At 28.7% G+C, this 23,820-nt stretch carries 19 protein-coding genes and 1 tRNA gene; 10 read left to right on the top strand and 10 right to left on the bottom strand.

The features are described 5' to 3' along the window. The 4 genes from V3V28_RS10170 to V3V28_RS10155 form a co-directional block, all read right to left on the bottom strand. Nucleotides 1–1,710 carry a DUF6531 domain-containing protein gene (locus tag V3V28_RS10170; protein ID WP_331364907.1) on the bottom strand — a complete coding sequence of 570 codons (1,710 nt, stop codon included), beginning with the start codon at nucleotides 1,708–1,710 and terminating at the stop codon, nucleotides 1–3. Next, nucleotides 1,707–4,739, bottom strand: a complete 3,033-nt coding sequence (locus V3V28_RS10165; RefSeq protein WP_331364906.1) for a tetratricopeptide repeat protein — start codon at nucleotides 4,737–4,739, stop codon at nucleotides 1,707–1,709. The genes V3V28_RS10170 and V3V28_RS10165 overlap by 4 nt, the downstream gene beginning before the upstream one ends. 18 nt (nucleotides 4,740–4,757) lie before the next feature. Next, nucleotides 4,758–5,615 (bottom strand): caspase family protein, encoded by an 858-nt coding sequence (locus tag V3V28_RS10160; RefSeq protein ID WP_331364905.1) that lies wholly within the window; start codon nucleotides 5,613–5,615, stop codon nucleotides 4,758–4,760. A 271-nt stretch (nucleotides 5,616–5,886) separates the two neighbouring features. Then, nucleotides 5,887–7,491 (bottom strand): hypothetical protein, encoded by a 1,605-nt coding sequence (locus tag V3V28_RS10155; RefSeq protein WP_331364904.1) that lies wholly within the window; start codon nucleotides 7,489–7,491, stop codon nucleotides 5,887–5,889. Nucleotides 7,492–7,617: 126 nt separating this feature from the next. Between V3V28_RS10155 and V3V28_RS10150 the strand changes: the two genes are divergently transcribed. After that, nucleotides 7,618–8,109 carry a hypothetical protein gene (locus V3V28_RS10150; protein WP_331364903.1) on the top strand — a complete coding sequence of 164 codons (492 nt, stop codon included), beginning with the start codon at nucleotides 7,618–7,620 and terminating at the stop codon, nucleotides 8,107–8,109. A gap of 67 nt (nucleotides 8,110–8,176) precedes the next feature. Here V3V28_RS10150 and V3V28_RS10145 read toward each other — a convergent pair whose 3' ends face one another. The 4 genes from V3V28_RS10145 to V3V28_RS10130 are packed head-to-tail and all read right to left on the bottom strand — an operon-like array spanning nucleotide 8,177 to nucleotide 14,839. Further along, nucleotides 8,177–11,710 (bottom strand): efflux RND transporter permease subunit, encoded by a 3,534-nt coding sequence (locus V3V28_RS10145; RefSeq protein ID WP_331364902.1) that lies wholly within the window; start codon nucleotides 11,708–11,710, stop codon nucleotides 8,177–8,179. Nucleotides 11,711–11,717: 7 nt separating this feature from the next. After that, nucleotides 11,718–12,890 (bottom strand): efflux RND transporter periplasmic adaptor subunit, encoded by a 1,173-nt coding sequence (locus tag V3V28_RS10140; protein WP_331364901.1) that lies wholly within the window; start codon nucleotides 12,888–12,890, stop codon nucleotides 11,718–11,720. 2 nt (nucleotides 12,891–12,892) lie between these two features. After that, nucleotides 12,893–14,242 (bottom strand): TolC family protein, encoded by a 1,350-nt coding sequence (locus V3V28_RS10135; protein WP_331364900.1) that lies wholly within the window; start codon nucleotides 14,240–14,242, stop codon nucleotides 12,893–12,895. Continuing rightward, complete coding sequence (locus tag V3V28_RS10130) at nucleotides 14,243–14,839, bottom strand: TetR/AcrR family transcriptional regulator (protein ID WP_331364899.1); 597 nt, start codon at nucleotides 14,837–14,839, stop codon at nucleotides 14,243–14,245. It lies immediately after the preceding gene. Between the two features lie 126 nt (nucleotides 14,840–14,965). Here V3V28_RS10130 and V3V28_RS10125 point away from each other — a divergent pair, with 126 nt between their 5' ends. Continuing rightward, nucleotides 14,966–15,937 carry a polyprenyl synthetase family protein gene (locus V3V28_RS10125; protein ID WP_331364898.1) on the top strand — a complete coding sequence of 324 codons (972 nt, stop codon included), beginning with the start codon at nucleotides 14,966–14,968 and terminating at the stop codon, nucleotides 15,935–15,937. On the opposite strand, the gene V3V28_RS10120 is transcribed toward V3V28_RS10125, so the two are convergent. Beyond that, nucleotides 15,938–17,794, bottom strand: a complete 1,857-nt coding sequence (locus tag V3V28_RS10120) for an FG-GAP-like repeat-containing protein (RefSeq protein ID WP_331364897.1) — start codon at nucleotides 17,792–17,794, stop codon at nucleotides 15,938–15,940. A 99-nt stretch (nucleotides 17,795–17,893) separates the two neighbouring features. Between V3V28_RS10120 and V3V28_RS10115 the strand changes: the two genes are divergently transcribed. Both V3V28_RS10115 and V3V28_RS10110 read left to right on the top strand, forming a co-directional pair. Then, a tRNA-Ile gene (locus tag V3V28_RS10115) sits at nucleotides 17,894–17,967 on the top strand. An 87-nt stretch (nucleotides 17,968–18,054) separates the two neighbouring features. Beyond that, the gene (locus V3V28_RS10110) at nucleotides 18,055–18,234 is read left to right on the top strand and encodes a PID-CTERM protein-sorting domain-containing protein (RefSeq protein ID WP_331364896.1); all 180 of its coding nucleotides are present in this window, start codon (nucleotides 18,055–18,057) and stop codon (nucleotides 18,232–18,234) included. Nucleotide 18,235: 1 nt separating this feature from the next. Here V3V28_RS10110 and V3V28_RS10105 read toward each other — a convergent pair whose 3' ends face one another. After that, nucleotides 18,236–18,820: a riboflavin synthase gene (locus V3V28_RS10105; RefSeq protein ID WP_331364895.1), complete on the bottom strand. Its 585-nt coding sequence runs from the start codon at nucleotides 18,818–18,820 to the stop codon at nucleotides 18,236–18,238. Between the two features lie 59 nt (nucleotides 18,821–18,879). On the opposite strand from V3V28_RS10105, the gene pdxA reads away from it, so the two are divergent. From pdxA to accC, 6 genes are all read left to right on the top strand, one after another. After that, nucleotides 18,880–19,929 (top strand): 4-hydroxythreonine-4-phosphate dehydrogenase PdxA, encoded by a 1,050-nt coding sequence (pdxA, locus tag V3V28_RS10100; protein WP_331364894.1) that lies wholly within the window; start codon nucleotides 18,880–18,882, stop codon nucleotides 19,927–19,929. A 68-nt stretch (nucleotides 19,930–19,997) separates the two neighbouring features. After that, entirely contained in the window at nucleotides 19,998–20,537 is a 540-nt protein-coding gene (locus V3V28_RS10095) for a YceD family protein (RefSeq protein ID WP_331364893.1), read from the top strand. A gap of 1 nt (nucleotide 20,538) precedes the next feature. After that, nucleotides 20,539–20,733, top strand: coding sequence for a 50S ribosomal protein L32 (rpmF, locus tag V3V28_RS10090; RefSeq protein WP_331364892.1), 195 nt, complete (start codon nucleotides 20,539–20,541; stop codon nucleotides 20,731–20,733). A gap of 154 nt (nucleotides 20,734–20,887) precedes the next feature. Next, a complete protein-coding gene (locus V3V28_RS10085) occupies nucleotides 20,888–21,883 on the top strand; it encodes a beta-ketoacyl-ACP synthase III (RefSeq protein WP_331364891.1) in 996 nt (331 codons plus the stop codon). Between the two features lie 25 nt (nucleotides 21,884–21,908). Then, nucleotides 21,909–22,388 (top strand): acetyl-CoA carboxylase biotin carboxyl carrier protein, encoded by a 480-nt coding sequence (gene accB / locus V3V28_RS10080; protein ID WP_331364890.1) that lies wholly within the window; start codon nucleotides 21,909–21,911, stop codon nucleotides 22,386–22,388. Between the two features lie 92 nt (nucleotides 22,389–22,480). Then, entirely contained in the window at nucleotides 22,481–23,818 is a 1,338-nt protein-coding gene (accC, locus tag V3V28_RS10075; protein ID WP_331364889.1) for an acetyl-CoA carboxylase biotin carboxylase subunit, read from the top strand. Nucleotides 23,819–23,820 lie beyond the last annotated feature (2 nt).

Here is a 23,820-nt window from a genome sequence, read left to right as displayed (position 1 = left end):
TTACATATTAAAATTAACTCCAGAAGGTTTTACCAAAGCTAATAAGTTTTGAAAAGCTTGTGTTACTTGCAATGCCATTTTATGACCATCTTCACTAGCAACTCTTTCTATTTCTCCATATTCATCATAGGTAACATTAATAGCTCCAACATCTTTCATTTTTATTTTTATAGGTTTTCCTATTTTATTATATTCAAAAGTGAGTGTGCTTGTTTTACCAGTTTCTTTATTACCATCTGTCATAGATGTAATCTGTCTTTTATCATTATAATTTAGCTTTACCCATTTGTTTTTGTTTTTTAAAGCATCAGTTAAATTTAAATTTTCATCATATTTAAATTCATAAGTACCTTCATCGTTTTTAACAAAAGTTATTTTTTCTGATGTTGGATGATATTTCATAGAAATAAATTCACCTCTTGTAGATTCTTTTTCTACTAATAAACATCTGTTATTATATTTAAATTTGGTAGTATGTTTACCTCTAGAAATTTCTATAGGATTACTACAAATCTCATCATAAATGGTAGCTGTTTTTATACCGTTTATTGTAGTCACTATTTTTTGTGAATAAGTACCTCCATTAGCTTTTTCACCAATAAAATACTCATAAGTATTTGTCATTAAATTTCCATTATAGCTTTTTTTAGTGACTTTGGTGGCGTAATGATTATCATCTTTTGTACCGTCATCTTTATAAAAAACAGGATAATTATAAGAAATAATATCTCCTTCTCTATCAGTAATACTTTTTATAAAATATGTTTTTGCATGGTAAGACATTAACATATTATCTTCTTCTATTCCTTTAAGTCTTACAGGATTATAGACAATTTTTGTTAGGTTTTTATTTTCATCATATTTATAACCAAATTGATTACCTGCATCATCTTGATTAAAAATTAAAGTGTTTTTAATATACTTTGAAAACGTCTTTCTTGACTTTTCTTCTCCTTTAAAATAGATTTTTGTAGCAAAACCATCTTCATTGGTTTCAAAAATAATTTGAGTTCCATCACCTGTTATCATTTTAGAAATTATATTATTTGTATATTCTAAAATAGTAAAATTGCCATCACCTATATCATAACGAATTAATTTGCCATTGCTATTAAAAACTTCTTTTTCATTGTTGTTTTTTTGATTTCTAACAAATCCTTCTTCTGTTAATGTTATTTTTTGATTTCCTCTAGTAAAACTTTCCCATTCAGAGCCAATAGGAAAATCTGTACCATATGCTAGCAATCCTTTTTTAACATAATTATCCCATTGCTTTAAACGATACTCAATATTATTTTTTAACTTTTTAATTTTATTAGTAATACTTGTTGGGTTTAAATCTAAATTACCTTCTTCCTGCATTACTTCAATTAAATCATCAATCATTAATTGAGTTAAATCTTCAGATATAAAATTAGAAGAATAAATTGTTTTTCCTCCAGATCCATATTCTTTAACTCGTAAAGTACCATCAGGATAAACGGTAATAGCAGTTTCAAATTTAGAACCCCAACCAAAACCAAATAAACCAATTTCAGTAGATTTTGAGTTGTAAGTTCTCGTAATATCTTTAAAAGCAGATTTGTATTTTTTTAATAACATATCTGTATAAGAAATGTAAAAATTACCGTTTTTAAGGTTTACACCTGCATTTAAATGAAATGTAAATAAACTTAAAATAAGTAGACTAAGAATTAATTTGTTTTTCATTTTTGTAATTTTTTAATGGCGCTAATTGCAGTATTATTATACTTTCTTTTTAAGAATTTATCATTCAACAATAAAGGGTTTACTGTTTTTAAGACTTCTTTTGCTTTTTTATTTTTCTTATTTAAAGAAAGTACTAAAACCTGTAAGAGTGTATTTGGTATTGGGTTTATTTTTTGAGACTCTACTAGATAAAATTGTGCTTTATCTTTTAATTTTAGGTCGAAATAAATTTTGGTAAGCAACTCATATTTTTTTATTTTCCAACTTTTACTTGCCTTAAAATTTTCGAGTTCTCGTATTAGAGAATTTGTTTTTTGAGATTCATTATTTAAATAAAATAACTCTGTTAGTGCAAAATTTGTTTCCAAACTATTGTTTAAAGAATGGGCTTCTTTCAAAATTATTTTTGCTTCATCAAAATTGTTTTTTCTTTTAGATTTTCTAGCTTGCAACAAAAATAATTTTGTGAAATCGGAAACATTATTTTTATAAGGGTTATAAATTGATGCCAATTTAAAGTACTTTGAAGCTTTTGTATAATCTTTAGTAATTAGACTACTATAGGCTAAATTTGTGTGTCCTTTTGCATACGTACTATCTACCTCAATTGCTTTTTGATAATATTTTATTGCTTCTGCATATTCTTTTTTATTATAATATGTGTTTCCTAAAAGGTTATATAAATCAGGTGCTTGGTTATTTCTTTTAATTACTTTTTTCAGCATTTCAATAGAAGTGTCGTGTTTTTTTTCTGAGTTTAATAAATTAATTAACCCCTTATAAGAGGGCATATAAAAAGAATCTATTTGCAATGATTTTTCAAAATATTCTTTAGCAAGTAATTTTTTTTCTAAACCATTATTGTAAAAATTTGCTAAATAATAGTAGGAACTAGCTTTTGTTGGATTTTTTTTAATTCCTTCTTTAAAAGAAGCTAAGGCCTTTTCACTTTCTTTTTGTTTATTTAGTAGCCAACCTTTACTCGCATAAGACCATGTATAAAAAGGATTGTTTTTTATGGCAATATTAAAAAGGCTGTCAGACTTTATTAAGTCATTATCATTTTTTGGGTACCTTCTTAGAAAGCTAGCATACTCTGCATAACCCTTAGAAATAAAAGGTTCTAACTTTATAGCTTTTTGCAATAATTTTTCTGCTTTCTGTGGGTTTATATTTTCATTAATTAAAAGATCTGAATAATCAAATAAAGCATTTACATCTGTAGAATCTTTATTTATAGCTTGTAAAAAATATTTTTCTGCTTGTTTAATATTCCCTTTACTTTTATACAATTTCCCTAAATTTCTTAATGTGATTGATAAATAATCTCCACCAAGTTTTTTTACTTGATGATAATAATTTTCTGCTTCTTGATATCTACCTAAATTATCTGCAACAGCTCCTAAATTATTATAAGCAGTACTATTGTTTTTGTCAATAGTTAAAATCTTTTTATAAAATTTGTTTGCATTTGTATAATCCGCTTTCTCTAAAAAGTTAGTTCCTAAATTATTTATAGGAAAAGTCCAAGTTGGTATTAATTTATTTGCTTTGATGTAATTTCTACCAGATTCTTCATAATTTTCTTCATAATTTAAAACAATACCTAAAGCATTATAAACATAAGCTGCTTTTTTTTCTTTTTTAAGTGCCTCTTCTAGCTTACTTTTGGCTAATGGGTATTTGCTAAATTGTTTGTTTCTTATAATTGTATAAGCTTCTAAAAACAATTTACTTGTTAAAATTCGGTCATAACTAAAATTATCTTTATCAAGAAGGGCTAAACAAATTTCTAGATGTTTGGCATTATTTTTAAAAACACTTCCATTTGGTAAATTTTCTACATTTCCAATATAATCGTTAATTAAAAGTTGTGCTTTGGTTGAAAGCGTAACTATTAACTTATTTTTCATTAAATTTATTATTTCTGTATTCCTTTTTTCCTTTTTGCTAGCATTTTTAATTATTTGATAAGCACTTGTAGCATTTCCATAATAATTTTTATGTTTTAATGCTTTGTTAAATTGTTTTATGAGATCAGAATTTAATTTTAAAACTTTTCCTTTTGTTTTAGAATTACTTCTTGAAGCTAATATATTTTTAATCCCGGTAGGATTTTGGACTTGTTCTAATGCTTCTTTTTTGTCTAAAGAAGTAACGCTTTTAAAAACACCAGTTGAGGTTTTTGATTTAACAATTGGAGTTTGCTTATTGTTGGTTGCTAAATTAACATTGGTATCTAAAAAACCTTGTAATTCAAAGTATTGTAGTTTATTGTCTTGTACTAAATTATCAGCAGCACCCATTAAACCCAATACTAAATAATAGGTAAAATATCCATGACCTGTTTTTCCTTCACTTATCGTTAAATTATCACCTTCATAAGATAATTCATTAGGGTTACAGCTTAGTAGTTTTGTGGAGTTTTGTAAGTATTTATTAAACGTTTTTAAATTATTTTGTGCACCATCTGCAGATAAATAACCAGATCTACAAGCATCTAAAACTAATGTTATTTTTGCATCTTTACTAGCAATTGTATTAACTGTTAAGCTAATATCTTTAAAAGGCACAACGCCTTGTGTACCATAAAATTCGCGATTATCGTTTACGTCGTAAGCAAGTAAAAAACCTAATTGCTCTTTTAAATTATCTTTGTCTACTACATCTCCATGGCCTGCAAAAAATAAATATACAATATCATTTTTTTTCGTAGAATCTTTTAATTTTTGAAGTCCATTCAGTATGTTAAAGGATGTTGCGTTTTTATTAACCAGATATGTAATATTATCTTCTTTAACTTTTTCTATTTTAGTTAAATAGGTTTTGAATAATTCTGCATCATCATCAGCATATTTAAGTGTTAAGTTAGAAGAACTATAATCTGAAATACCAATAATTAAAGCTCTTTTAGTACCTTTAATAGTGTCTTTTTTATTGCTTTTTGTAATAGTTCCTCTTGCTCCATTTTCTTGCGAAAAAGAAGATATAACAAATAACAAGCAAATTAAAAAAGTAATTTTTTTCATAGTATTTTTTTTGAAATATTACTCAACCACTTTCAATAAAAAATCGCCTCTTGGTTTATGCTTACCAAATTTTTTAAGTAAGGGTTCAGTTGCATTACCATCCATAAATGAGAAAATTTTTCCTGGAGAAATAAACTCTTTTTCTTCTGATAAAGCCTTAATTAACTTACTTGCAAAAGGGGAATGGTCTTCAGAATCTTTCCAATAATCTGGTACTTCATATCTACCAGAAGCCATAAAAATTCTTGAAGTTTCACTGTTTTTTCTTTTAATAAAATCTTCGAGTTTTATGTCTAATTGTAACTTATTATAATTGTTAATGGCAATATCTTTTGCAAATAAATCAAAAGTTGCGCCAAAACAAACATCAAAGACCGCAAATACATTTTTAGCAGGCATTGTATTTAAAAGACGATGTAAATCTGCCATTTTTAAATAGGAACTTTTATCATAGTCTTGTTCTATTTCTCTACTTTCTTTGCAAACAACCATTCCATCAGACATTTCTTCACTATAATATCCATGACCTGCTATAAAAAACAAAAACTGGTCATTATCATCCATTTTTGATTTCATATTATTAATGGATTTTAAAATTTCATTTTTGCCTTTGTTGTGCAGTATAAGCGTTTCTGTATTGTATTTTTCTTTTAAAATTTTAGCAACAACATTTACATCATTAATTGGGTTTTTTAATGAAGACCAATTTTTTGTTGCATCAAAAGTGTCGTTAGCTACAAGTAATGCAAAGCTTTTAATAATATTATCTTTCTTTTTTTCTTCTTTTTTATTAGAAGCAGTAACTGTTCCTCTTGAAGCACTAGTATTATTGTATTTAGAGATTAAGAAATTAGTATAATCTTTTTCTTGAAACAATTTTATATAATTCGAAGACCATTTTCTTCTATCTTTATCGCTTGTTTTTATTAAATCATAATTATAAAATTCAGGGTTATCAAAAATATCTAGAAAATTTCCTTTAGTATTTATTAGGAGACTTAACTCACCTAACTCTTGCTCACTATTTTCATAACCTATACCTTTTGTAGTTAAAACAATTCTATTTCTATTATTATTTGCAAGGACTGGATTAGTTTCAAATAAATGGTAAAGTAAGTTATTTGCAAATGATGTACCATTGCCAGCTTCACTTATTACTAGGTATTTGGTTCATCAAACTGGCCAGTTCTTTAACAGTTAACCATTTTTTCATTCCAATTTCTGCTAGTGATTTATATCTTTCTTTATGATTAAAGTCTTTTATATCAGTGTTTTTTAAATGGGTCATTAGAAAAGATCCATTTCGATTGTTTATTGAAAACTGTTCACTTTGTCCATTAAAAATAAAAACAAAATAATCATTAGGTTCTGCTTCTTGGATTACTTTTTTAAAAGTTTCTCGAATATTATTAAGGGTAGCATTTTCACCAATCAAAAGATGAGTTTTTATACCTTTTACTTTGATATTTATTCCAAAAGGTTTTTCTCTAGTAATATAATTCTTTGGTAATGATAAAGAATCTAAAAAGGCTTCATAACTTAAATTCTTATAATCAGTCGCTATTCTTTTTTCATAAATAAGAGCATCTTTTTCACAAGAGGAACAATTACTAAAACCTAAAGATTTAATATAGTCACCAACTCCAACAGAAATAACATGAGCAATAGGCATTGAATAGTAGGCTGCATATTTAGACAAAACTTCAATTTTGTCAACTAAAAGGAAATTAATTTTGTTGCAATTAACCAAAACCCCATCCTTAAATTTAGAATTATAATAATATGAAAACTCTTCTATTGCATTTCCATTAGTTAAATTTAAAATTAAAACCGTTCTAGTAATTTTTCCTTTATCACTATTGTTTTTCGATTTTTCTCTTGTCAATTGTTCAATAGCAAAATATGAACTTTTGTAAGCTTTAATTTTTATAGTTCTAGCAGTTTCAACATTTGTTAATTTATAATTTAAAAGTATATTATATTCATTTTTATTATTTGATAAATTAAAAAGTGTTAAACGATTTGTTTTATCATTAACATATATCATTTTTCCATTTTCTAAAATATTTAGATAATTTACATTATTTACTTCTTTTACTTTCTTAAAACTAGGTAAACTTAAAATTTCATATTTCTGATTATTGTATTTAATAGATAAATAGTTTGGGTTTTTATCTATATTTATTTTTGAGATTTCTGTGTTTTTAGAAATTTTACGAATTAATTTTTTTGCTTTTAAATTATATAGTTCTAACCCTTTTTGAGTTGCAATAATTAAATTATTATTATGTATTTCAAAATCGAGAATTAAATGCTCTTCTGTAGTATCACGAGTAATGTTTTTTTCACTTCTTTTAAAATACAACTTCATTTTTTTGGTTTCCAAATCAAAAATGTAAATTCCATTAAATTTAGTGGAAAAGTAAAGGTGGTTGTTTTTTAAAATCCCTTTTATTGGTTTTAATATTGTTCCTTTAAAACCCTTAGTCTTAATACCTAAGACTTTAACTTGTTCTATAAATTCAACATTATTTTCATCTGGATTTTCTTCTATGTTATATTTATAAATTTTAAAAGATAATCTCTTATAGACATTATTGTCTTCCCAGTAAGAGGAAATTGAAATGTTATTTATTTTATCAAATACTGTAAAAGCTACCTCAGAACTTCCATGACCAACATCATTAGAAAAACCATAAAAATAATTTAGAAAAAAGAATAGAGTAAACAGGCTTTTTTTAAGATTTATCATAAAGAAGTTTAAAAAATAATTTAAATTTAGTGAATTTCTTTCCAAAAATCAAAAACGAAGATAAAAACACCTATTTGTAGGTATAAAGGTTTTTTAAGTAACTTGAGAAACCAAAGAATAGTATTTATGACAAAATCAAATAAAGTAAATTCTAGAGAGTTTTATTATAACAACTCAAATAAAATCTTTTTTGCAAAGATATTAAGCTTTGTTTTTATACTAATTTTAGCAGTTACAGTTGTCTATTTCTATAACTCGGTTTCTGAAACAGAAGAAGTTTTTAATGAAATGCAACCAGATTATGGTAATGAAATAGAAAAAGATGCAGAATATTTATTAGAAATTTTCTTTTATTTAATACTTATAATGATATATTTTTTATGTTTCTTAAACTTTTTAATTAAGGACAATTCTTTAACAAAAAGAGTAGCAATTAATATTACTGTTATTATTGCGGTTTTCTTTTTATTTATTTTTTCTGCAATTATAGCTAACAGCCTTATTGGTATTCCTTTGCTATTATATATAGGTTTCTTAATTTTTTCTATTGGATCATTTTTTGGTACCGATATAGAAAGTTTAAAAAGGGTTTTTACAAAAAATAAATTACTATTATAATACATAAAAAAGAGGTTTAAAATCACTGTGATTTTAAACCTCTTTTATTAAACTATATGTTTAGAATTTAGATTTGATTCTTTTCATCTATTCTTTGGTCCATATTAAAAATAGGTTCTGGTATTACTTTTTGAACGTTTAATTGACCTTTTATTCTCATCTTAAACTTGGTAATTAAGAAGAATAAAATAGGAACTACAATTAAAGTTAAGAACGTAGCAATTAACAATCCATAAATAACAGTTTTTGCTAATGGTCCCCAAAAAACAACATTATCTCCACCCATATAAATATTTGCATTAAACTCGCTAAATAAGGTAAAGAAGTTAATATTTAAACCAATTGCTAACGGAATTAAACCTAAAATGGTAGTAATTGCTGTTAATAAAACAGGTCTTAAACGTGCTTTACCAGCTTTTACAACAGTTTCATATAAACTATCTAATGGCAAATAATCTTCTTTAGCAATGCCGTCTTGTATTTTTCTTCTACTAATTAATAATTCAGCATAATCGAGTAAAACAACTCCGTTATTAACCACAATTCCGGCTAGAGAAATAATACCAACCATTGTCATCATAATTACAAAAGATGCTCCAGAGATTACCAATCCGCCAAAGACACCAATAAAACTTAAAAAGATGGCCAACATAATTATTCCTGGTTTAGAAACTGAATTAAATTGGAAAATAAGTATAAAGAAAATTAGCATTAATCCTGTAAGAAAAGCGCCATTTAAAAAATCTTGTTGCTTTTTCATTTCTTCAATTTGTCCTGTAAAATCAATTTTAATTCCTTTAGGTAAATTTTTAAAACTTTTCATCGAATTTTGAATTCTTGAAACAACGACACCTGCATCTATTTCTCCTGGTGAAAGTGCAGAATATACCGTTACAACTCTTTTTACATCTTTGTGCTTTATAGCACTAAAACCAGAACTGTTGGTTTGTGTTGCTACAGCAGAAACAGGTATTTCTTTAATTTTACCAGAAGCTTGATCTCTAAAGGTTATTTTCTGATTAAAAACAGCACTTTTATTATATCTATCGTCTTTATTAAAACGAACATAAATATCATAATCTTCACCATTTTCTTTAAAAATTCCTGCTTTGTTACCAAAGATAGCTGCTCTTAATTGTTGCCCAACTTGCCCTGTTGAAACACCTAATTCTCCAGCTTTTTTTCTATCTACCAAAACTTGCATTCCTGGTTTCGATTTGTTTACATCAATCTTTAATTCATCAACACCAGAAATACTTTGCGTGTTTAAATAATCGCGCATTCTTTCTGCTGTAAAAATTAATTCTTCGTAATCTTCACCATTTAATTCAATATTAATAGGAGCACCTGCTGGTGGTCCATTAGCGTCTTTTTCTACAGAAATTAAAACTCCAGGATAAATACCAACCAAAGCAGCTTGTACTTTCTGACGTAAGATTTCACTGTCTTCTCCTCTTCTATATTTATACTCACGCATAGAAGCAGTAATTTTTCCTTTGTGTGGCATTTCTGCAGAAGAACCTCCATCTGTTTGCGGATTTCCAGCACCTTCACCAACTTGAGAAACCGTGCTTTCTACCATAAAATTGTAGTCGCCATCTGTATACATCTCTTGATTTAAAACTCCAGAAACTTTCTGCTCAATCTCTTTTGTAATCTGATTGGTTTTTTCAATATCTGTTCCTTCAGGATATTCTATATAAACAATAATTTGATTTGGCTTGTTGTCTGGGAAAAATTCAATTTTTGTTCTTTGTTCACCTACAGACCATCCGAAACCTGCAAAAGCAACAAACAATAAAATAAAAGTCCCTGTTACTAAAACATAAGGCGTCCAACCAGATAATGCTTTTTTTAATTGTCTTCCGTACCAATTTTCTAAAGAAACCAATGTGTTCTTTTGAAAGTAATTTGCTGCTTTCCTTATGAACAATCTATAAACCCACAACATAATTGCAGTAAATAAAATTAAGGTTCCTAACGCATTATATTCACCACCAAAGAAGAAAATTGCCAAACCAACAATTGCCATTATACTTGTTAATTTTATAATGCTTTTTAATGGCATGTCTTTGTCTTCTATACTCATAAATTGAGAAACCAAAACCGAGTTAAAGAAAATTGCAACAAATAAAGAAGAACCTAAAACAATAGAAAGTGTAATTGGTAAAATTACCATAAACTGTCCCATAATTCCTGGCCAAAGACCTAGAGGAATAAATGCAGCAACAGTTGTTGCTGTTGATATAATAATAGGAAATGCAATTTCTCCAATTCCTTTTTTGGCAGCTTCAATTCTGCTCATGCCTTCTTCATCCATTAAACGATACACATTTTCGACAACTACAATTCCGTTGTCTACCAGCATTCCAAGTCCCATGATTAGACCAAAAAGTACCATTGTATTTAACGTATAGCCTAATGCGCCAAGAATCATTAAAGACATAAACATAGACATTGGTATTGCAAAACCAACGAAAATTGCGTTTTTAAATCCAAGGAAAAACATTAAAACAATTACAACCAAAATAACCCCAAAAATGATATTGTTTACCAAATCATCTACTTGACCAATTGTTTTTGGAGATTGGTCATTTGCAATGGTTACTTTTAAATCTTGTGGAAAATTATCTTTAATAGCATTTTTTACAATTATGCCAACTTTATCTGCAGCAGCAACCATGTTTTCGCCAGATCTTTTCTTAACATCTAACATTACAACTGCTGCACCATTTTCTCTTGCATACGTTGTTTTGTCTTTGTCTTTAAAGTTGATTTCTGCTACATCTTTTAAATAAATAGGATTGTTATTCTCTGATTTAATTACAAAATCTCCTAAATCAGATGGTTTATCAATTTCCCCAATAATTCTAATGGTTCTTCTTTGCTGGCTTGTAATAAAGTTACCAGCAGACATAGTAACATTTCCACGATTTATAGCGTTTGTAATATCATCAAAACTAACTTTTGCAGCCATCATTTTGTAGATGTCTACCGCAACTTCTACTTCTTTGTCTTGCGCACCACGAATATCTACTTTCTTGATTTCTGTTAAATCTTCAATTTCATCTTGTAAATATTCTCCATATTCTTTTAGTTTTGCAACAGGGTAGTTTCCAGAAATGTTGATATTTAGAATCGGTATTTCTTCAGACATACTCAATTCAAAAACATTGGGTGTTACTTTTGCGCCGTTAAAAGTTGGCCAATCTTCACCTGCAGTTTCTTGATCTATTTCGTCTTTTACTTTCTGTTTTGCTTCGTTTACATCAATATTTTCATCGAATTCTACGGTAACAATAGAATAATCTTCTTGAGATGTTGAGGTAATTTTAACAACATTACTTACCGATTTTAGTTTGTCTTCTAAAGGGTTTGTAATTAGTTTCTCTATATCTTCTGCGGTGTTTCCAGGATATACAGAACTGATGTAAATTTTTGTTTCATTTATCTCTGGAAAATTCTCTCTAGGCATTGTAAAATATGCCGAAACCCCTAAATAAAGAATTAAAAACATCAGAACATAAATTGTGGTTTTATTATTTATTGCCCAAGAAGAAAGCTTAAATTCTTTATCTACTTGTTTGTTTTTTTTAGCCATTTTCGTTCTATTTATTAATCACTTTTACAGCCTGTCCGTTATTTACACTTCTAGCACCTTCCATAATTATTTCTGAATTAGCAGAAAGATTTTTAGTAACTTCAATCATATCTCCTTGCGTTTTTCCTGTTTCAATAACTAATCTCTCTGCTACAGCTTCATTATTTTCTTTTCTATCTTTAATAATGTAAATAAACTGTTCCCCATTTGCGTTTTCAGAAATAATACTTTGTGGAATTAAAATTGCATTCGTATTTGTATAGTCGTTCAATTTTAATCTTGCAGTTAAGTTTGGTTTTACTTTTCCTTTTAAATTTGGTACACCAATTTCTATTTTAAAAGACCTGTTATTTGGGTTTATAAAATTACCAACCTGTCTAATTTTAGAATTTACTGTTTCACCTAAAACAGGAAAATTGACTTCAACAACTTTATTTTTTGTAATACTACCAATATATGTTTCTGGCACTTCAGTTTCTATATACATGTTAGAAAGGTTTACAATTCTAAAAATTTCTGAACCTTGTCCTGGAGCAACTACAGTTCCTCTTTCTTTAAAAACATCATCTATAATTCCAGAAAAAGGCGCTCTTATTGTAGATTTCCCTAACTGACTTTTTAATTGATTTACTGCACTTTTTTGAGATTCATATGCTGTTTTGGTTTGTAAAAACTGAATTTCTGATCCAATTTTTTGATCCCATAATCTTTTTTGACGTTCATAAGTTGTTTTTGCTAATGCTGCATTTGCGTTTAACTGCGCTAATTGTTGAGACATTCCTCCATCATCAATTCTTGCTAAAACTTGTCCTTTAGAAACTTGCTGACCTTTTTTTACAAAAACAGTTTTTAAAATCCCTGGCATTTCTGGATACACCAAAACATTTTGTTTCGTTTGTACATTACCTTGTAATTCTATAAAGTGTGTAAAAACTTGTTCTTTTACCTTAAGTACTGTAATTAAAGGAATGTTTTTGTTTTCGTTAAAAGTATCTAACTTGTCTTTTAGTTTTTTTATTTCAACAGATAATTCTTGTTGTTTAGTATCAAGTTCTACTTTTTTAGATTTTATTTTAACAATATCATTTGTTGCTAAAACATCATCTACAGAAACTGTTTTTTTTTCTCCACAAGAAGTTAAAAAGATTGTCGCTATTAATAGTGTATATATTGTTCTCATAATTAGTTTATTGGTAAGTTTAATGCGTTTTCTAATGCAGCTTTTTTAGAAATTACTTCTAACATAGACTGTATATATTTTTGTTGTTGGGTGTAAAGTTGATTTTGAGCTTGTGCTAAATCGAAACTTGTTGTAATTCCTTCAAAAAACTTTATCTGTTGTTTTTTTTCTATTCTCTGTGCTAAAGCTAAATTCTTTTTCGCCGTTTGATAGTTTTCTATACTTAACTGATAATCACTTTTTGAAGAAGTAACTTGTAAACTTAATTGTTCTTTAATTTGATCAATTTTAATATCTGCATTGTCTAAAGCAATTTGGGCTTGTGCAGTTTTAGAGTTTCTTTTAAAACTACTAAAAATAGGTACATTTAAACTAACACCTAATAAAGAAGAGTTAAACCATTTTTGATCACTTTTAAGAAATGTAAATGAATCTGAATTACCAGTATAACCATAATTTACAAATGCAGATAAACTTGGTAAAGCTTTACTTTGCTCTAATTTCATTAATAAACGTTTGCCTTCTCTGTCGTTTTGTGCAATTTTAAAATCGATATGATTGTTTAAATTAAAATCTTGAGAAGCCAAATTAAGATTAATGTTTTGGTCAATTAAAGTATCTAAAGAATCGGACAATTTAAGTTCTGTGTTAATAGAATTACCTAACGTTAAGTTTAGCATTTTATATGCGATAACTTTCATTCTAGAAACGTTATTTAACTGATTATTTAGGTTTCCTAATGTTATTTCTAATTGCTCAACATCTTCTTCTTCATTTAAACCATTTTCGAAAATCTTCTTTACATCATTTAAGTTCTTTTCTAAAACTATTTTATTTTGTTTTAAAATTTCGATACTTTTTTCTGCAACTAAAACATTACCATACGCATTAATAACCGCTTCTTTAGTACCTAATTCCGTTTTCTCTTTTGCTTGTTCGGAAATCTTTAAATAAGTTTTTGCAGATTGTAGTCCTACTAGATAAGAACCATCAAAAATTAATTGTTTTAAAGTAATTGTAGCATTTAGATTTTGTTTTGTACCAAAAGTAACCGGAGCTAAAGCATCCGCAGGAGCTGTTGGGTCTAACAATCTTGCAGGCAATAAAGATACTTGTTGTTTTAACCAGTTCTGGTAATCTACTTTAGCATCAATTTGAGGCAAACCTATTGTGGTTGTTTCCCATTTTTTTTTGTGAGCCGCTTTTATATCATTATCAGCCATTTTAGTGCTGTAGCTATTCTTTAGAGCATAACCTATAGCTTCATCTAAAGTTAAACTCATTGCGCTCTGCTGCGCTTTTACAGAGATTGTAAAAACAAAGAAACAGAATATATATATATACTTATTCATTTATAATTTGTTGTTTTCTAATTGATTTTCTAATTCTAATAACCCTTTTTTTGTAGCAATTGCTCTCGTATGATAAACCAAAACTTCTTGTTCTAATTTGGGTATTTTGTGATTTTCTATCGTGTTTTCATGAATGCTAAATACTAAAGAAAAATAAAATTTGGTAGCAAGATCTATGTTCACTTCATCTCTATAAAACCCTTCTTCAATACCTTTTTCTATATTTTTTTTCAAACATTCAGAAAAAAGCACCATTTCTTTTTGCATTGCTTTTTCGTGAATTTTTGGGTAATATTTTTTCAATTGATAAATAGGAGATGAAGAAGCATTTTGAAACATTTCTTTAAACATTTTCTTTATTTCAAAATTTTCTCTAATTGCATTAAAATCTTGATTGGTTATTTTCTCTATAACTAAAAAACAAGACTCATGCATGGTAATTGTAGTTTCTTCAACTAAAGCATGTTTGTTGCTAAAATACTTATACAGCGTTTTTTTTGAAATACCTAATTCACTGGCAATTTCATCCATAGTAACACTCTTAAAACCTAGGTTTAAGAATAATTCACTTGCTTTTTCTATAATTTTTTCTTTCATAATTTGAGTGCAAATGTACAACGGGAAACTTAAAAAACAAAAAAAGTTTCCAAAGTTTTAGTAATTTTTAACATTTCATTTAGAAAGAGAAAAATCTTTACATTATTTTTACAAAAAATTACAATTTTGGATATTTTACATTATCAGAAAGACTTTATAAACTATTTAGAGTCAAAACAATGGGTAAGTGAACCTAAAAATCTTTACGAACCTATAGATTATATTATTAAATTAGGAGGAAAAAGAATTAGACCTGTCTTAACATTGATGGCGGCCGATATTTTTTCTAACGATTATAAGAAAGCGTTACCAGCTGCATTAGCCGTTGAGGTTTTTCATAATTTTACTCTTATTCATGATGATATTATGGATGCCGCGCCCTTAAGAAGAGGTAAAGCAACTGTTCATGAAAAATGGGATACTAATACAGGTATTCTTTCTGGAGATGCAATGTTAATTTTGGCATATCAATATTTTGAAAATTATGAGCCAGTTGTTTTCCAGAAATTAGCACAACTATTTAGTAAAACAGCATTAGAGGTTTGTGATGGACAACAATTAGATGTAGATTTTGAAACTAGAAACGATGTTACTATTAGTGAATACATAAATATGATTCGTTTAAAAACATCTGTTTTGGTTGCAGCAGCATTAAAAATGGGTGCAATTGTAGCAGAAACAAATGATGAGAATGCAAATTTAATTTATGATTTTGGTTTAAATCTTGGTTTAGCATTTCAATTACAAGATGATTATTTAGATGCTTTTGGAAATCCAGAAACTTTTGGAAAACAAATTGGAGGAGACATCATAGAAAACAAAAAAACATTTTTATATCTAAAAGCTTTAGAGGTTTCAAACAAAAATGATAACGCTAAATTAAAATCCTTTTACAGTCAAAAATTAGTAGAAAATACTACCAAAATAATTGAAGTTAAAGAAATTTTTGTTGAAAACAATATACCAAGTTTAATTAAAGAGAAAATTGAAAGTTACACAGAAAAAGCTTTTACCACTTTAATAAAAATGGATATTTCTAATGAGAGTAAACAAAATTTAAAAAGCTTTGGTTTATGGCTTATGAATAGATCTGTTTAATTATTTTTTAATAATTAATTGATTGTAGTTCTGGTTTTTATTGTAAATATTTATTAAATAAATTCCAGAACTAAAGTTAGACGTATTTATATTCTCATCAATACTTATCGATTTTTTTATCAATATTTTACCATCAAGAGTCCTTATTACTAAAGTGCTTTTTTCTATAATATTTTTGATAAATAAATCTTTGTTTACTGGATTTGGATAAGCTCTAATATCTCTATGAACAGATTTAGTATTGGTATCTAAATTTAAGGTTCCGCCTTCTTTTAATTGATATCTCTTGTTTCCATTAACATTTGTAAAAGTTTGTTTAGAAGTAGCTGACCATTGTATTTCAACCTCTGTAATAACTACGTTATTTGCCAAACCAAAATGAAGTACTAAAGAATGTTGACTAGCATGACTTCCTTGTCCGTGAACTTCTTGAATTAACTTTTCTCCATTAACTGTTAAAATTACTTTTGCGCCAATAGCGTCTTTATTTATGGTTTGCCCTTCTAGTTCAAATTGAACCCAATTTTTACCATCAGTTCCATCTGGGTTTAATTGATTTTGAAAAAATGTTGTCTTTGGGTTGTCACTAGTAGATCCTTTTAAAACAACAACAATAACATCTAAATCTCCATCTTTATCGTAATCTGAATATGCCATTCCTCTACCTTTATTCTTATCATCTACACTAACTTTAGACTGCGTAAAAGTAGAATTACCATTATTAGTAAAAAGATAATTAGGGTCTTTTTCTCCAGTTCCAATAAAAGGGGCAGCAGGTATTCTTCCATTTGCAACAAATAAGTCTGGCCAAGTATCATTATTAATATCTAAAAAAGCAGTACCCCAACTAGTACTAAATAGACCGCCACCATCTAAAGAATAGGTGTTTTCTACTCCAGCTGAAGAAGAAATATTTGTAAAAACATTGTTTCCATCGTTCTTTAGTAATACATTTCTTCCTACATTACTTATATAGTAATCAAAATCTTCATCTTTATCAATATCTGCAGAAGAAATTCCCATAGCGTAAACTCCTACATCGGTATTTGTAGATTGAGAGACATTAGTAAAACTTGCTCCAGAAGAATTGTTTTTATATAATGTGTTTGGTGTAATAAATTCACCAAAATCATTGGCAACATAAATATCTTGATTATGGTCTTTGTTATAATCAGTTGGCATAACCGCTAAGCCGCATCCGTTATTATTTATGCCAAGAGCAGTAGCTTTTTCTGTAAAAGTATTATCACCATTATTTTCATAAAAAAAATCCTCAAAGCAATCGTGGTCAAAACCAATTACTTCATCATTTTCGTCTCTTATTACACTAGCATTTTTTTGATAATTGATAACATAGATATCCAAGAAACCATCATTATTATAGTCTAACATACTAGCTCCTGTAGAAAAACTTTCTTCTGTTAATCCCCAAGATGTGCCAGACTCTGTAAAGGTTTCATCTCCATTGTTGATAAAAAGTAGATTTCTGGTATAGTTCCCAATATTTTGTGTTCCTCTCCATGTGGTAACAAATAAATCTCTAAAACCATCATTATTTACATCGCCACTTACTACAGCAAGAGTATTGTAATTACCGGTTATAGATAGTCCTGTGTTATTAGTTTTCTCAAAAGTACCATCACCTTTATTCTTATATAAAGAATCTTCAACTAAACCGCCATTTATATATAAGTCCTCCCATCCATCATTGTTAAAATCAAAAAACAAGGCACCACCACCCATATTTGCTAAATCGTTAAAAAGATGATCTACACCAACTTCATTTGCTTTTTCAACTAATTGAGCAGAAATATTAAATGAAAAAAGAAGAGATAAAATGCTTATATATAGTTTCATATATTTTTAAAAAAAACAAATTAAAGATTATTTTTTTAAAAAAACCAGAAAATAATATTAATATTTAAAATAAACAGTACATTTGCATCCAATATTTTCGGTCCCATAGCTCAGTTGGTTAGAGCATCTGACTCATAATCAGAGGGTCCTTGGTTCGAGCCCAAGTGGGACCACATTTTTTCTATGTTGTTTATAAATAATAAATTTATATATTTGTAGAAATTTAATCAAAATTTCAAATTTTAATCTGGGGGGATAAAATGAAGAAAAAAACTTATTTGGCATTATTTTTAGTGCTTATATTTACATATACTATTAGCGGGCAAGTTATGCCACCGCCAGCAGGACCACCAGATCCACCTGGTTTACCAGTTGATGGAGGTATTCTTTTTCTGTTAATATCTGGTTTAGTTTATGGTGTCAAAAAGATTAGAGAATAATCTATAGAGTTGTTAATCTACTTACGTATTTACCAATAACATCAAACTCTAAATTAACAATATTTCCTAATTTAAGGTTTTTGAAGCCTGTATTTTCTAAAGTATAAGGTATAATTGCTACACTAAACCCTTTCTTTTTAGAGTTTATTACTGTTAAACTTACCCCATTTACAGTAATTGACCCTTTTTCTATAGTTATGTTATTTTTATCAGAATTATAAGAAAATGTAAATATGGTACTTCCTTTTTGATTTTCAATATTTGTACAAATACCTATTTCATCTACATGACCTTGCACTATATGTCCATCGAGTCTATCGCCAAGTTTCATAGCGCGTTCTAAATTTACAGTATCATTTTTTTTGAAACCACCAAGATTAGTTTTGTCTAGCGTTTCTTTAATAGCTGTAACCGTATATTCATCATTTTCAATATTGATAACAGTTAAACAAACTCCATTATGTGCAACACTTTGGTCTATTTTTAACTCGTTAGTTATATTACTTTTAATGGTTAAGTGAAGGTTTTCTTGTTCTTTTTTAAGATTCGTAATTTCTCCAAGTGTTTCTATAATTCCGGTAAACATATTATTAAATTTTGGTTACTTTTGTACAAATCAAAAATACTAATATTACAAGAGTTACTATGGATAAATCTGATAAAATTATAGTTGGAATTTCAATTGGAGATTTAAACGGAATTGGAATAGAGGTAATTCTAAAAACATTTGAAGATAAAAGAATGTTAGAATTTTGTACGCCCGTCTTATTTGGGTCTACAAAAGTAATTTCTTATCACAAAAAAGCTTTGAATATAGATACTCCTATTCATGGAATCACTTCTATAAACCAAGTTGCTCATAATAAAATTAATCTATTAAATATTTGGAAAGAGGAAGTTGCTGTGGAATTAGGAAAGGCAACTAAAATTTCTGGAGAGTATGCCGCAAAATCTTTAGCCTTTGCTGTAAAAAGTTTAAAAGAAAAAACAATTGATGTTTTATTAACTGCACCAATTAATAAAGAGAATATTCAGTCAGAAGATTTTAATTTTCCTGGTCATACAGAGTATTTAGAAGCAAATTTAGAAGGGAAAAGTTTAATGATATTAATGACAGACAAATTAAGAATTGGTCTTATTACAGGTCATATTCCTATTTCTAAAGTCGCAAAAACAATTACACCTGAATTAATTAAAGAAAAAGTTGCTACAATGCATGCTTCTTTAAAGATGGATTTTGGCATTACTAAACCTAAAATTGCTGTTTTAGCATTAAACCCTCATTGTGGAGATAAAGGTGTTATAGGTAAAGAAGATGACGATATTATAAGACCAACAGTAGAAGAAATTAAAGAAACTGGTAAGCTTGTTTTTGGACCTTATGCCGCTGATGGTTTCTTTGGTTCAGAAACCTATAAACAGTTCGATGGTGTTTTAGCTACTTATCATGACCAAGGTTTAGCGCCTTTTAAAGCATTGTCTTTTGGTGATGGAGTTAATTTTACAGCAGGCTTAAGTGAAATTAGAACCTCACCAGATCACGGAACAGGTTATGACATTACTGGTAAAGGTTTGGCGAACTCATCTTCGTTTAAAGAGGCCTTATTTACTGCAATTCAAATTTTTAAAACGAGAACGGAGTATAAAGAACTGACCAAAAACCCGCTTTCAGTAAGGAAAATATCAATAAAATAAATTTTTAATATAAAAGAGTGTATAAAAACAATTTTTTATATCTTTGCCCGCTCAATTGATGTTTGATAATGAAAGTCTTAAAGCAATTCAACATACCGTTTGTAGGATTAACCGAAGGAATTCATTTATTTGAATATAATATTGACAATACGTTCTTTGAAGCATTTAATTATGATGAGTTTGAAAACTCTTCATTAGACATTAAGTTAGAGTTTGTGAAAAAAAGTACTTTGTTTGAGTTGACTTTTTCAGCATTAGGCACCGTAAATGTTCCTTGTGATAGTACAAGCGAATATTATGATCAGCAAATAACTACGGTTTTACCTTTAGTTATTAAGTTTGGGCCAGAGTTTAATGATGATAATGAAGAAATTTTAATTCTACCACATGAAGCTTTTCAGCTAGACGTTTCGCAATTTATTTACGAAATGATTGTGTTAGGACAACCATCAAGAAGAGTGCATCCAAAAGTTTTAGACGGTACAATGGAGTCTAAAGCTTTAGAGAAGTTAAAAGAATTACAATTAAAAGAAGAGAAAACTGTTGATGAACCAGCAGATCCAAGGTGGAATAAATTAAAGAATTTAATAACAGAAAAAAATACATAAAATGGCACATCCTAAAAGAAAAATATCCAAAACTAGAAGAGATAAAAGGAGAACACATTATAAAGCATCTTATCAACAGATTGCTACAGATCCAACAACAGGTGAATCTCACTTGTACCACAGAGCTCATTGGCATGAAGGAAAATTATACTATAGAGGACAAATAGTATTAGAATCTGCAGTTGCTGAAGCTTAAAAACATTAAGAATTAATGTGAAAAACCCTCAATTTTGAGGGTTTTTTTGCGTTTTTAAAGTAAAAATGATTGTTTTTGATAACTTTTAACCTAAAAAGTAAAATAATTTTCATTACTTTGGAATCCCTTAACATTTGGATAACACACAAGAAATATGACTAAAATCACTGCAGCAATTACAGCAGTAGGGAAGTATGTTCCTGAATACGTTCTAACAAATAAAGAGTTAGAAAACTATGTAGACACTAATGATGAATGGATAACTTCTAGAACAGGAATCAAAGAAAGAAGGATTCTTAAAGGAGAAGGTTTAGGTACTTCTTATATGGCAATAAAAGCAACTGAAGATTTGTTGCAAAAGTCAAATTTAGATCCATTAGAAATAGATTTAGTAATAGTAGCAACTGCAACACCAGATTTACCGGTAGCATGTACAGCTGCATATGTAGCAACGGAAATAGGAGCAATCAACGCTTTTGGGTATGATTTACAAGCAGCATGTTCTAGTTTTTTATATGGAATGTCAACAGCATCTAGTTACATAGAATCGGGTAGATATAAAAAAGTACTATTAATTGGTGCAGATAAAATGTCTTCTATTATAGATTATTCAGACAGAGCAACGTGCATTATTTTTGGTGATGGAGCAGGAGCTGTTTTATTTGAGCCTAATAATGAAGGTTTAGGTTTGCAAGATGAATTTTTAAGAAGTGATGGAATAGGAAGAAACTTTTTAAGAATAGAAGCTGGTGGATCTCAAATGCCAACTACAAAAGAAACTGTAGAAAATAAAAAACACTTTGTATATCAAGAAGGGAAAACAGTTTTTAAATATGCCGTTTCTAACATGGCAGATGTTGCAGATAAAATGTTAACTAGAAATAATTTAACAGAACCAGACATTCAATGGTTGGTTGCACATCAAGCAAATAAAAGAATTATTGAAGCTACTGCAAGAAGAGTAGGCGTTTCAACAGAAAAAGTAATGATGAACATTCATAGATATGGAAATACAACATCAGCTACTTTACCGCTTTTATTAGCAGACTACGAAAATCAATTAAAAAAAGGAGATAATTTAATTTTTGCTGCATTTGGTGGCGGTTTCACTTGGGGAGCTGCATACGTAAAATGGGCATACAACTCATAAACCAAACAATTAAATAATAAGAAAAATGGATATTAAAGAAATTCAAAATCTTATAAAATTTGTAGCTAAATCTGGCGCTAGCGAGGTAAAGTTAGAAATGGAAGATATAAAGATTACGATTAAGACTGGTTCAGAAAAAACAGAAACTACTATTGTACAAGCAGTACCTATGCAAGGTATTCCGCAAATGGCAGCACCAATTGCTGTTGCTCCTGTGGCAAGCGAAATTGCAGTAGCTGCAAGTTCAGAAGCAGATGATGCTAAATACATTACAATTAAGTCTCCAATAATTGGTACTTTTTACAGAAAACCATCACCAGACAAACCTAATTTTGCAGAAGTAGGTACAGAAGTAAGTGTTGGTGATACTGTTTGTGTTATTGAAGCAATGAAATTATTTAACGAAATTGAATCTGAAATTTCAGGTAAAATTGTTAAAGTTTTGGTAGATGATTCTTCTCCGGTTGAATTTGATCAACCATTATTTTTAGTTGATCCATCATAAATTAGACATTAGATTTTAGAGGTAAGAAGTTAGACTTTATTTTGGGTCTAAACTTTGAACTTTTAAACTTTTAACTTTAAACTCTAAAAAATATGTTTAAAAAAATATTAATTGCCAATAGAGGTGAAATAGCATTACGTGTTATTAGAACCTGTAGAGAAATGGGTATTAAAACTGTAGCTGTATATTCTACAGCAGATGCAGAAAGTTTGCATGTTAGATTTGCAGATGAAGCAGTTTGTATTGGTCCTGCACCAAGTTCAGAATCTTATTTAAAAATGTCTAACATAATTTCTGCTGCAGAAATTACAAATGCAGATGCCATTCATCCTGGTTACGGTTTTTTATCTGAAAACGCAAAATTCTCTAATTTATGTGAAGAACATAATATTAAGTTTATTGGAGCTTCTGGTAGAATGATTGACCAAATGGGAGATAAAGCAAATGCAAAATCTACAATGATTGCTGCTGGTGTACCTTGTGTTCCTGGTAGTGAAGGTGTCATTGTTGATTTTGAAGATTGTAAGAAAGTTGCATTAGCAACAGGGTATCCTGTTATGTTAAAAGCTTCTGCTGGTGGTGGAGGTAAAGGAATGCGTGCAGTATGGAAACCAGAGGATTTACTTGACGCTTGGGATTCTGCAAGACATGAATCTAAAGCAGCTTTTGGAAATGATGATATGTATATGGAAAAGCTTATTGAAGAGCCAAGACATATAGAAATCCAGATTGTAGGAGATTCTTTTGGTAAAGCTTGTCATTTATCAGAAAGAGATTGTTCTGTACAAAGGCGTCACCAAAAATTAACGGAAGAAACGCCATCTCCATTCATGACCGATGATTTAAGAAAAAGAATGGGTGATGCTGCTGTAAAAGCTTCAGAGTTTATTAAGTATGAAGGCGCAGGAACTGTAGAGTTCTTAGTAGATAAGCATAGAAACTTCTTCTTTATGGAAATGAATACTCGAATTCAAGTAGAGCATCCAATTACTGAAGAAGTAGTAAATTACGATTTAATTAGAGAGCAAATTTTAGTTGCTGCCGGAGTTCCAATTTCTGGAAAAAATTATTTTCCACAAATGCATTCTATTGAATGTAGAATTAATGCAGAAGATCCTTATAATAATTTTAGACCAGCTCCTGGAAAAATTACTACTTTTCACGCTCCTGGAGGTCATGGTGTTAGAATGGATACACATGTGTATGCAGGTTATATGATTCCGCCAAATTACGATTCTATGATTGCAAAGTTAATTACTACTGCTCAAACTAGAGAAGAAGCAATTAATAAAATGAAACGTGCATTAGACGAGTTTGTAATTGAAGGCGTTAAAACTACAATTCCTTTTCATAGACAACTTATGGATCATCCAGATTATGTAGCAGGAAACTATACTACTAAATTTATGGAAGATTTCGAAATGAGCTAAAT

This window comes from Polaribacter sp., assembly GCF_036480315.1.
Classification (GTDB): Bacteria; Bacteroidota; Bacteroidia; order Flavobacteriales; family Flavobacteriaceae; genus Polaribacter.
The sequence above is the reverse complement of the archived record's forward strand: the minus strand, read 5'-3'. Positions and strand labels throughout refer to the sequence as shown.

What these genes read in the sequence shown, in the direction of transcription:
- V3V28_RS10135 (WP_331364900.1), bottom strand. Translation starts at nt 14,242, where the DNA reads ATGAATAAGTATATATATATATTCTGTTTCTTTGTTTTTACAATCTCT.
- accB (WP_331364890.1), top strand. Translation starts at nt 21,909, where the DNA reads ATGGATATTAAAGAAATTCAAAATCTTATAAAATTTGTAGCTAAATCT.
- V3V28_RS10105 (WP_331364895.1), bottom strand. Translation starts at nt 18,820, where the DNA reads ATGTTTACCGGAATTATAGAAACACTTGGAGAAATTACGAATCTTAAA.
- V3V28_RS10085 (WP_331364891.1), top strand. Translation starts at nt 20,888, where the DNA reads ATGACTAAAATCACTGCAGCAATTACAGCAGTAGGGAAGTATGTTCCT.
- rpmF (WP_331364892.1), top strand. Translation starts at nt 20,539, where the DNA reads ATGGCACATCCTAAAAGAAAAATATCCAAAACTAGAAGAGATAAAAGG.
- V3V28_RS10145 (WP_331364902.1), bottom strand. Translation starts at nt 11,710, where the DNA reads ATGGCTAAAAAAAACAAACAAGTAGATAAAGAATTTAAGCTTTCTTCT.
- V3V28_RS10155 (WP_331364904.1), bottom strand. Translation starts at nt 7,491, where the DNA reads ATGATAAATCTTAAAAAAAGCCTGTTTACTCTATTCTTTTTTCTAAAT.
- V3V28_RS10170 (WP_331364907.1), bottom strand. Translation starts at nt 1,710, where the DNA reads ATGAAAAACAAATTAATTCTTAGTCTACTTATTTTAAGTTTATTTACA.
- V3V28_RS10140 (WP_331364901.1), bottom strand. Translation starts at nt 12,890, where the DNA reads ATGAGAACAATATATACACTATTAATAGCGACAATCTTTTTAACTTCT.
- V3V28_RS10120 (WP_331364897.1), bottom strand. Translation starts at nt 17,794, where the DNA reads ATGAAACTATATATAAGCATTTTATCTCTTCTTTTTTCATTTAATATT.
- pdxA (WP_331364894.1), top strand. Translation starts at nt 18,880, where the DNA reads ATGGATAAATCTGATAAAATTATAGTTGGAATTTCAATTGGAGATTTA.
- V3V28_RS10095 (WP_331364893.1), top strand. Translation starts at nt 19,998, where the DNA reads ATGAAAGTCTTAAAGCAATTCAACATACCGTTTGTAGGATTAACCGAA.
- accC (WP_331364889.1), top strand. Translation starts at nt 22,481, where the DNA reads ATGTTTAAAAAAATATTAATTGCCAATAGAGGTGAAATAGCATTACGT.
- V3V28_RS10165 (WP_331364906.1), bottom strand. Translation starts at nt 4,739, where the DNA reads ATGAAAAAAATTACTTTTTTAATTTGCTTGTTATTTGTTATATCTTCT.
- V3V28_RS10130 (WP_331364899.1), bottom strand. Translation starts at nt 14,839, where the DNA reads ATGAAAGAAAAAATTATAGAAAAAGCAAGTGAATTATTCTTAAACCTA.
- V3V28_RS10110 (WP_331364896.1), top strand. Translation starts at nt 18,055, where the DNA reads ATGAAGAAAAAAACTTATTTGGCATTATTTTTAGTGCTTATATTTACA.
- V3V28_RS10150 (WP_331364903.1), top strand. Translation starts at nt 7,618, where the DNA reads ATGACAAAATCAAATAAAGTAAATTCTAGAGAGTTTTATTATAACAAC.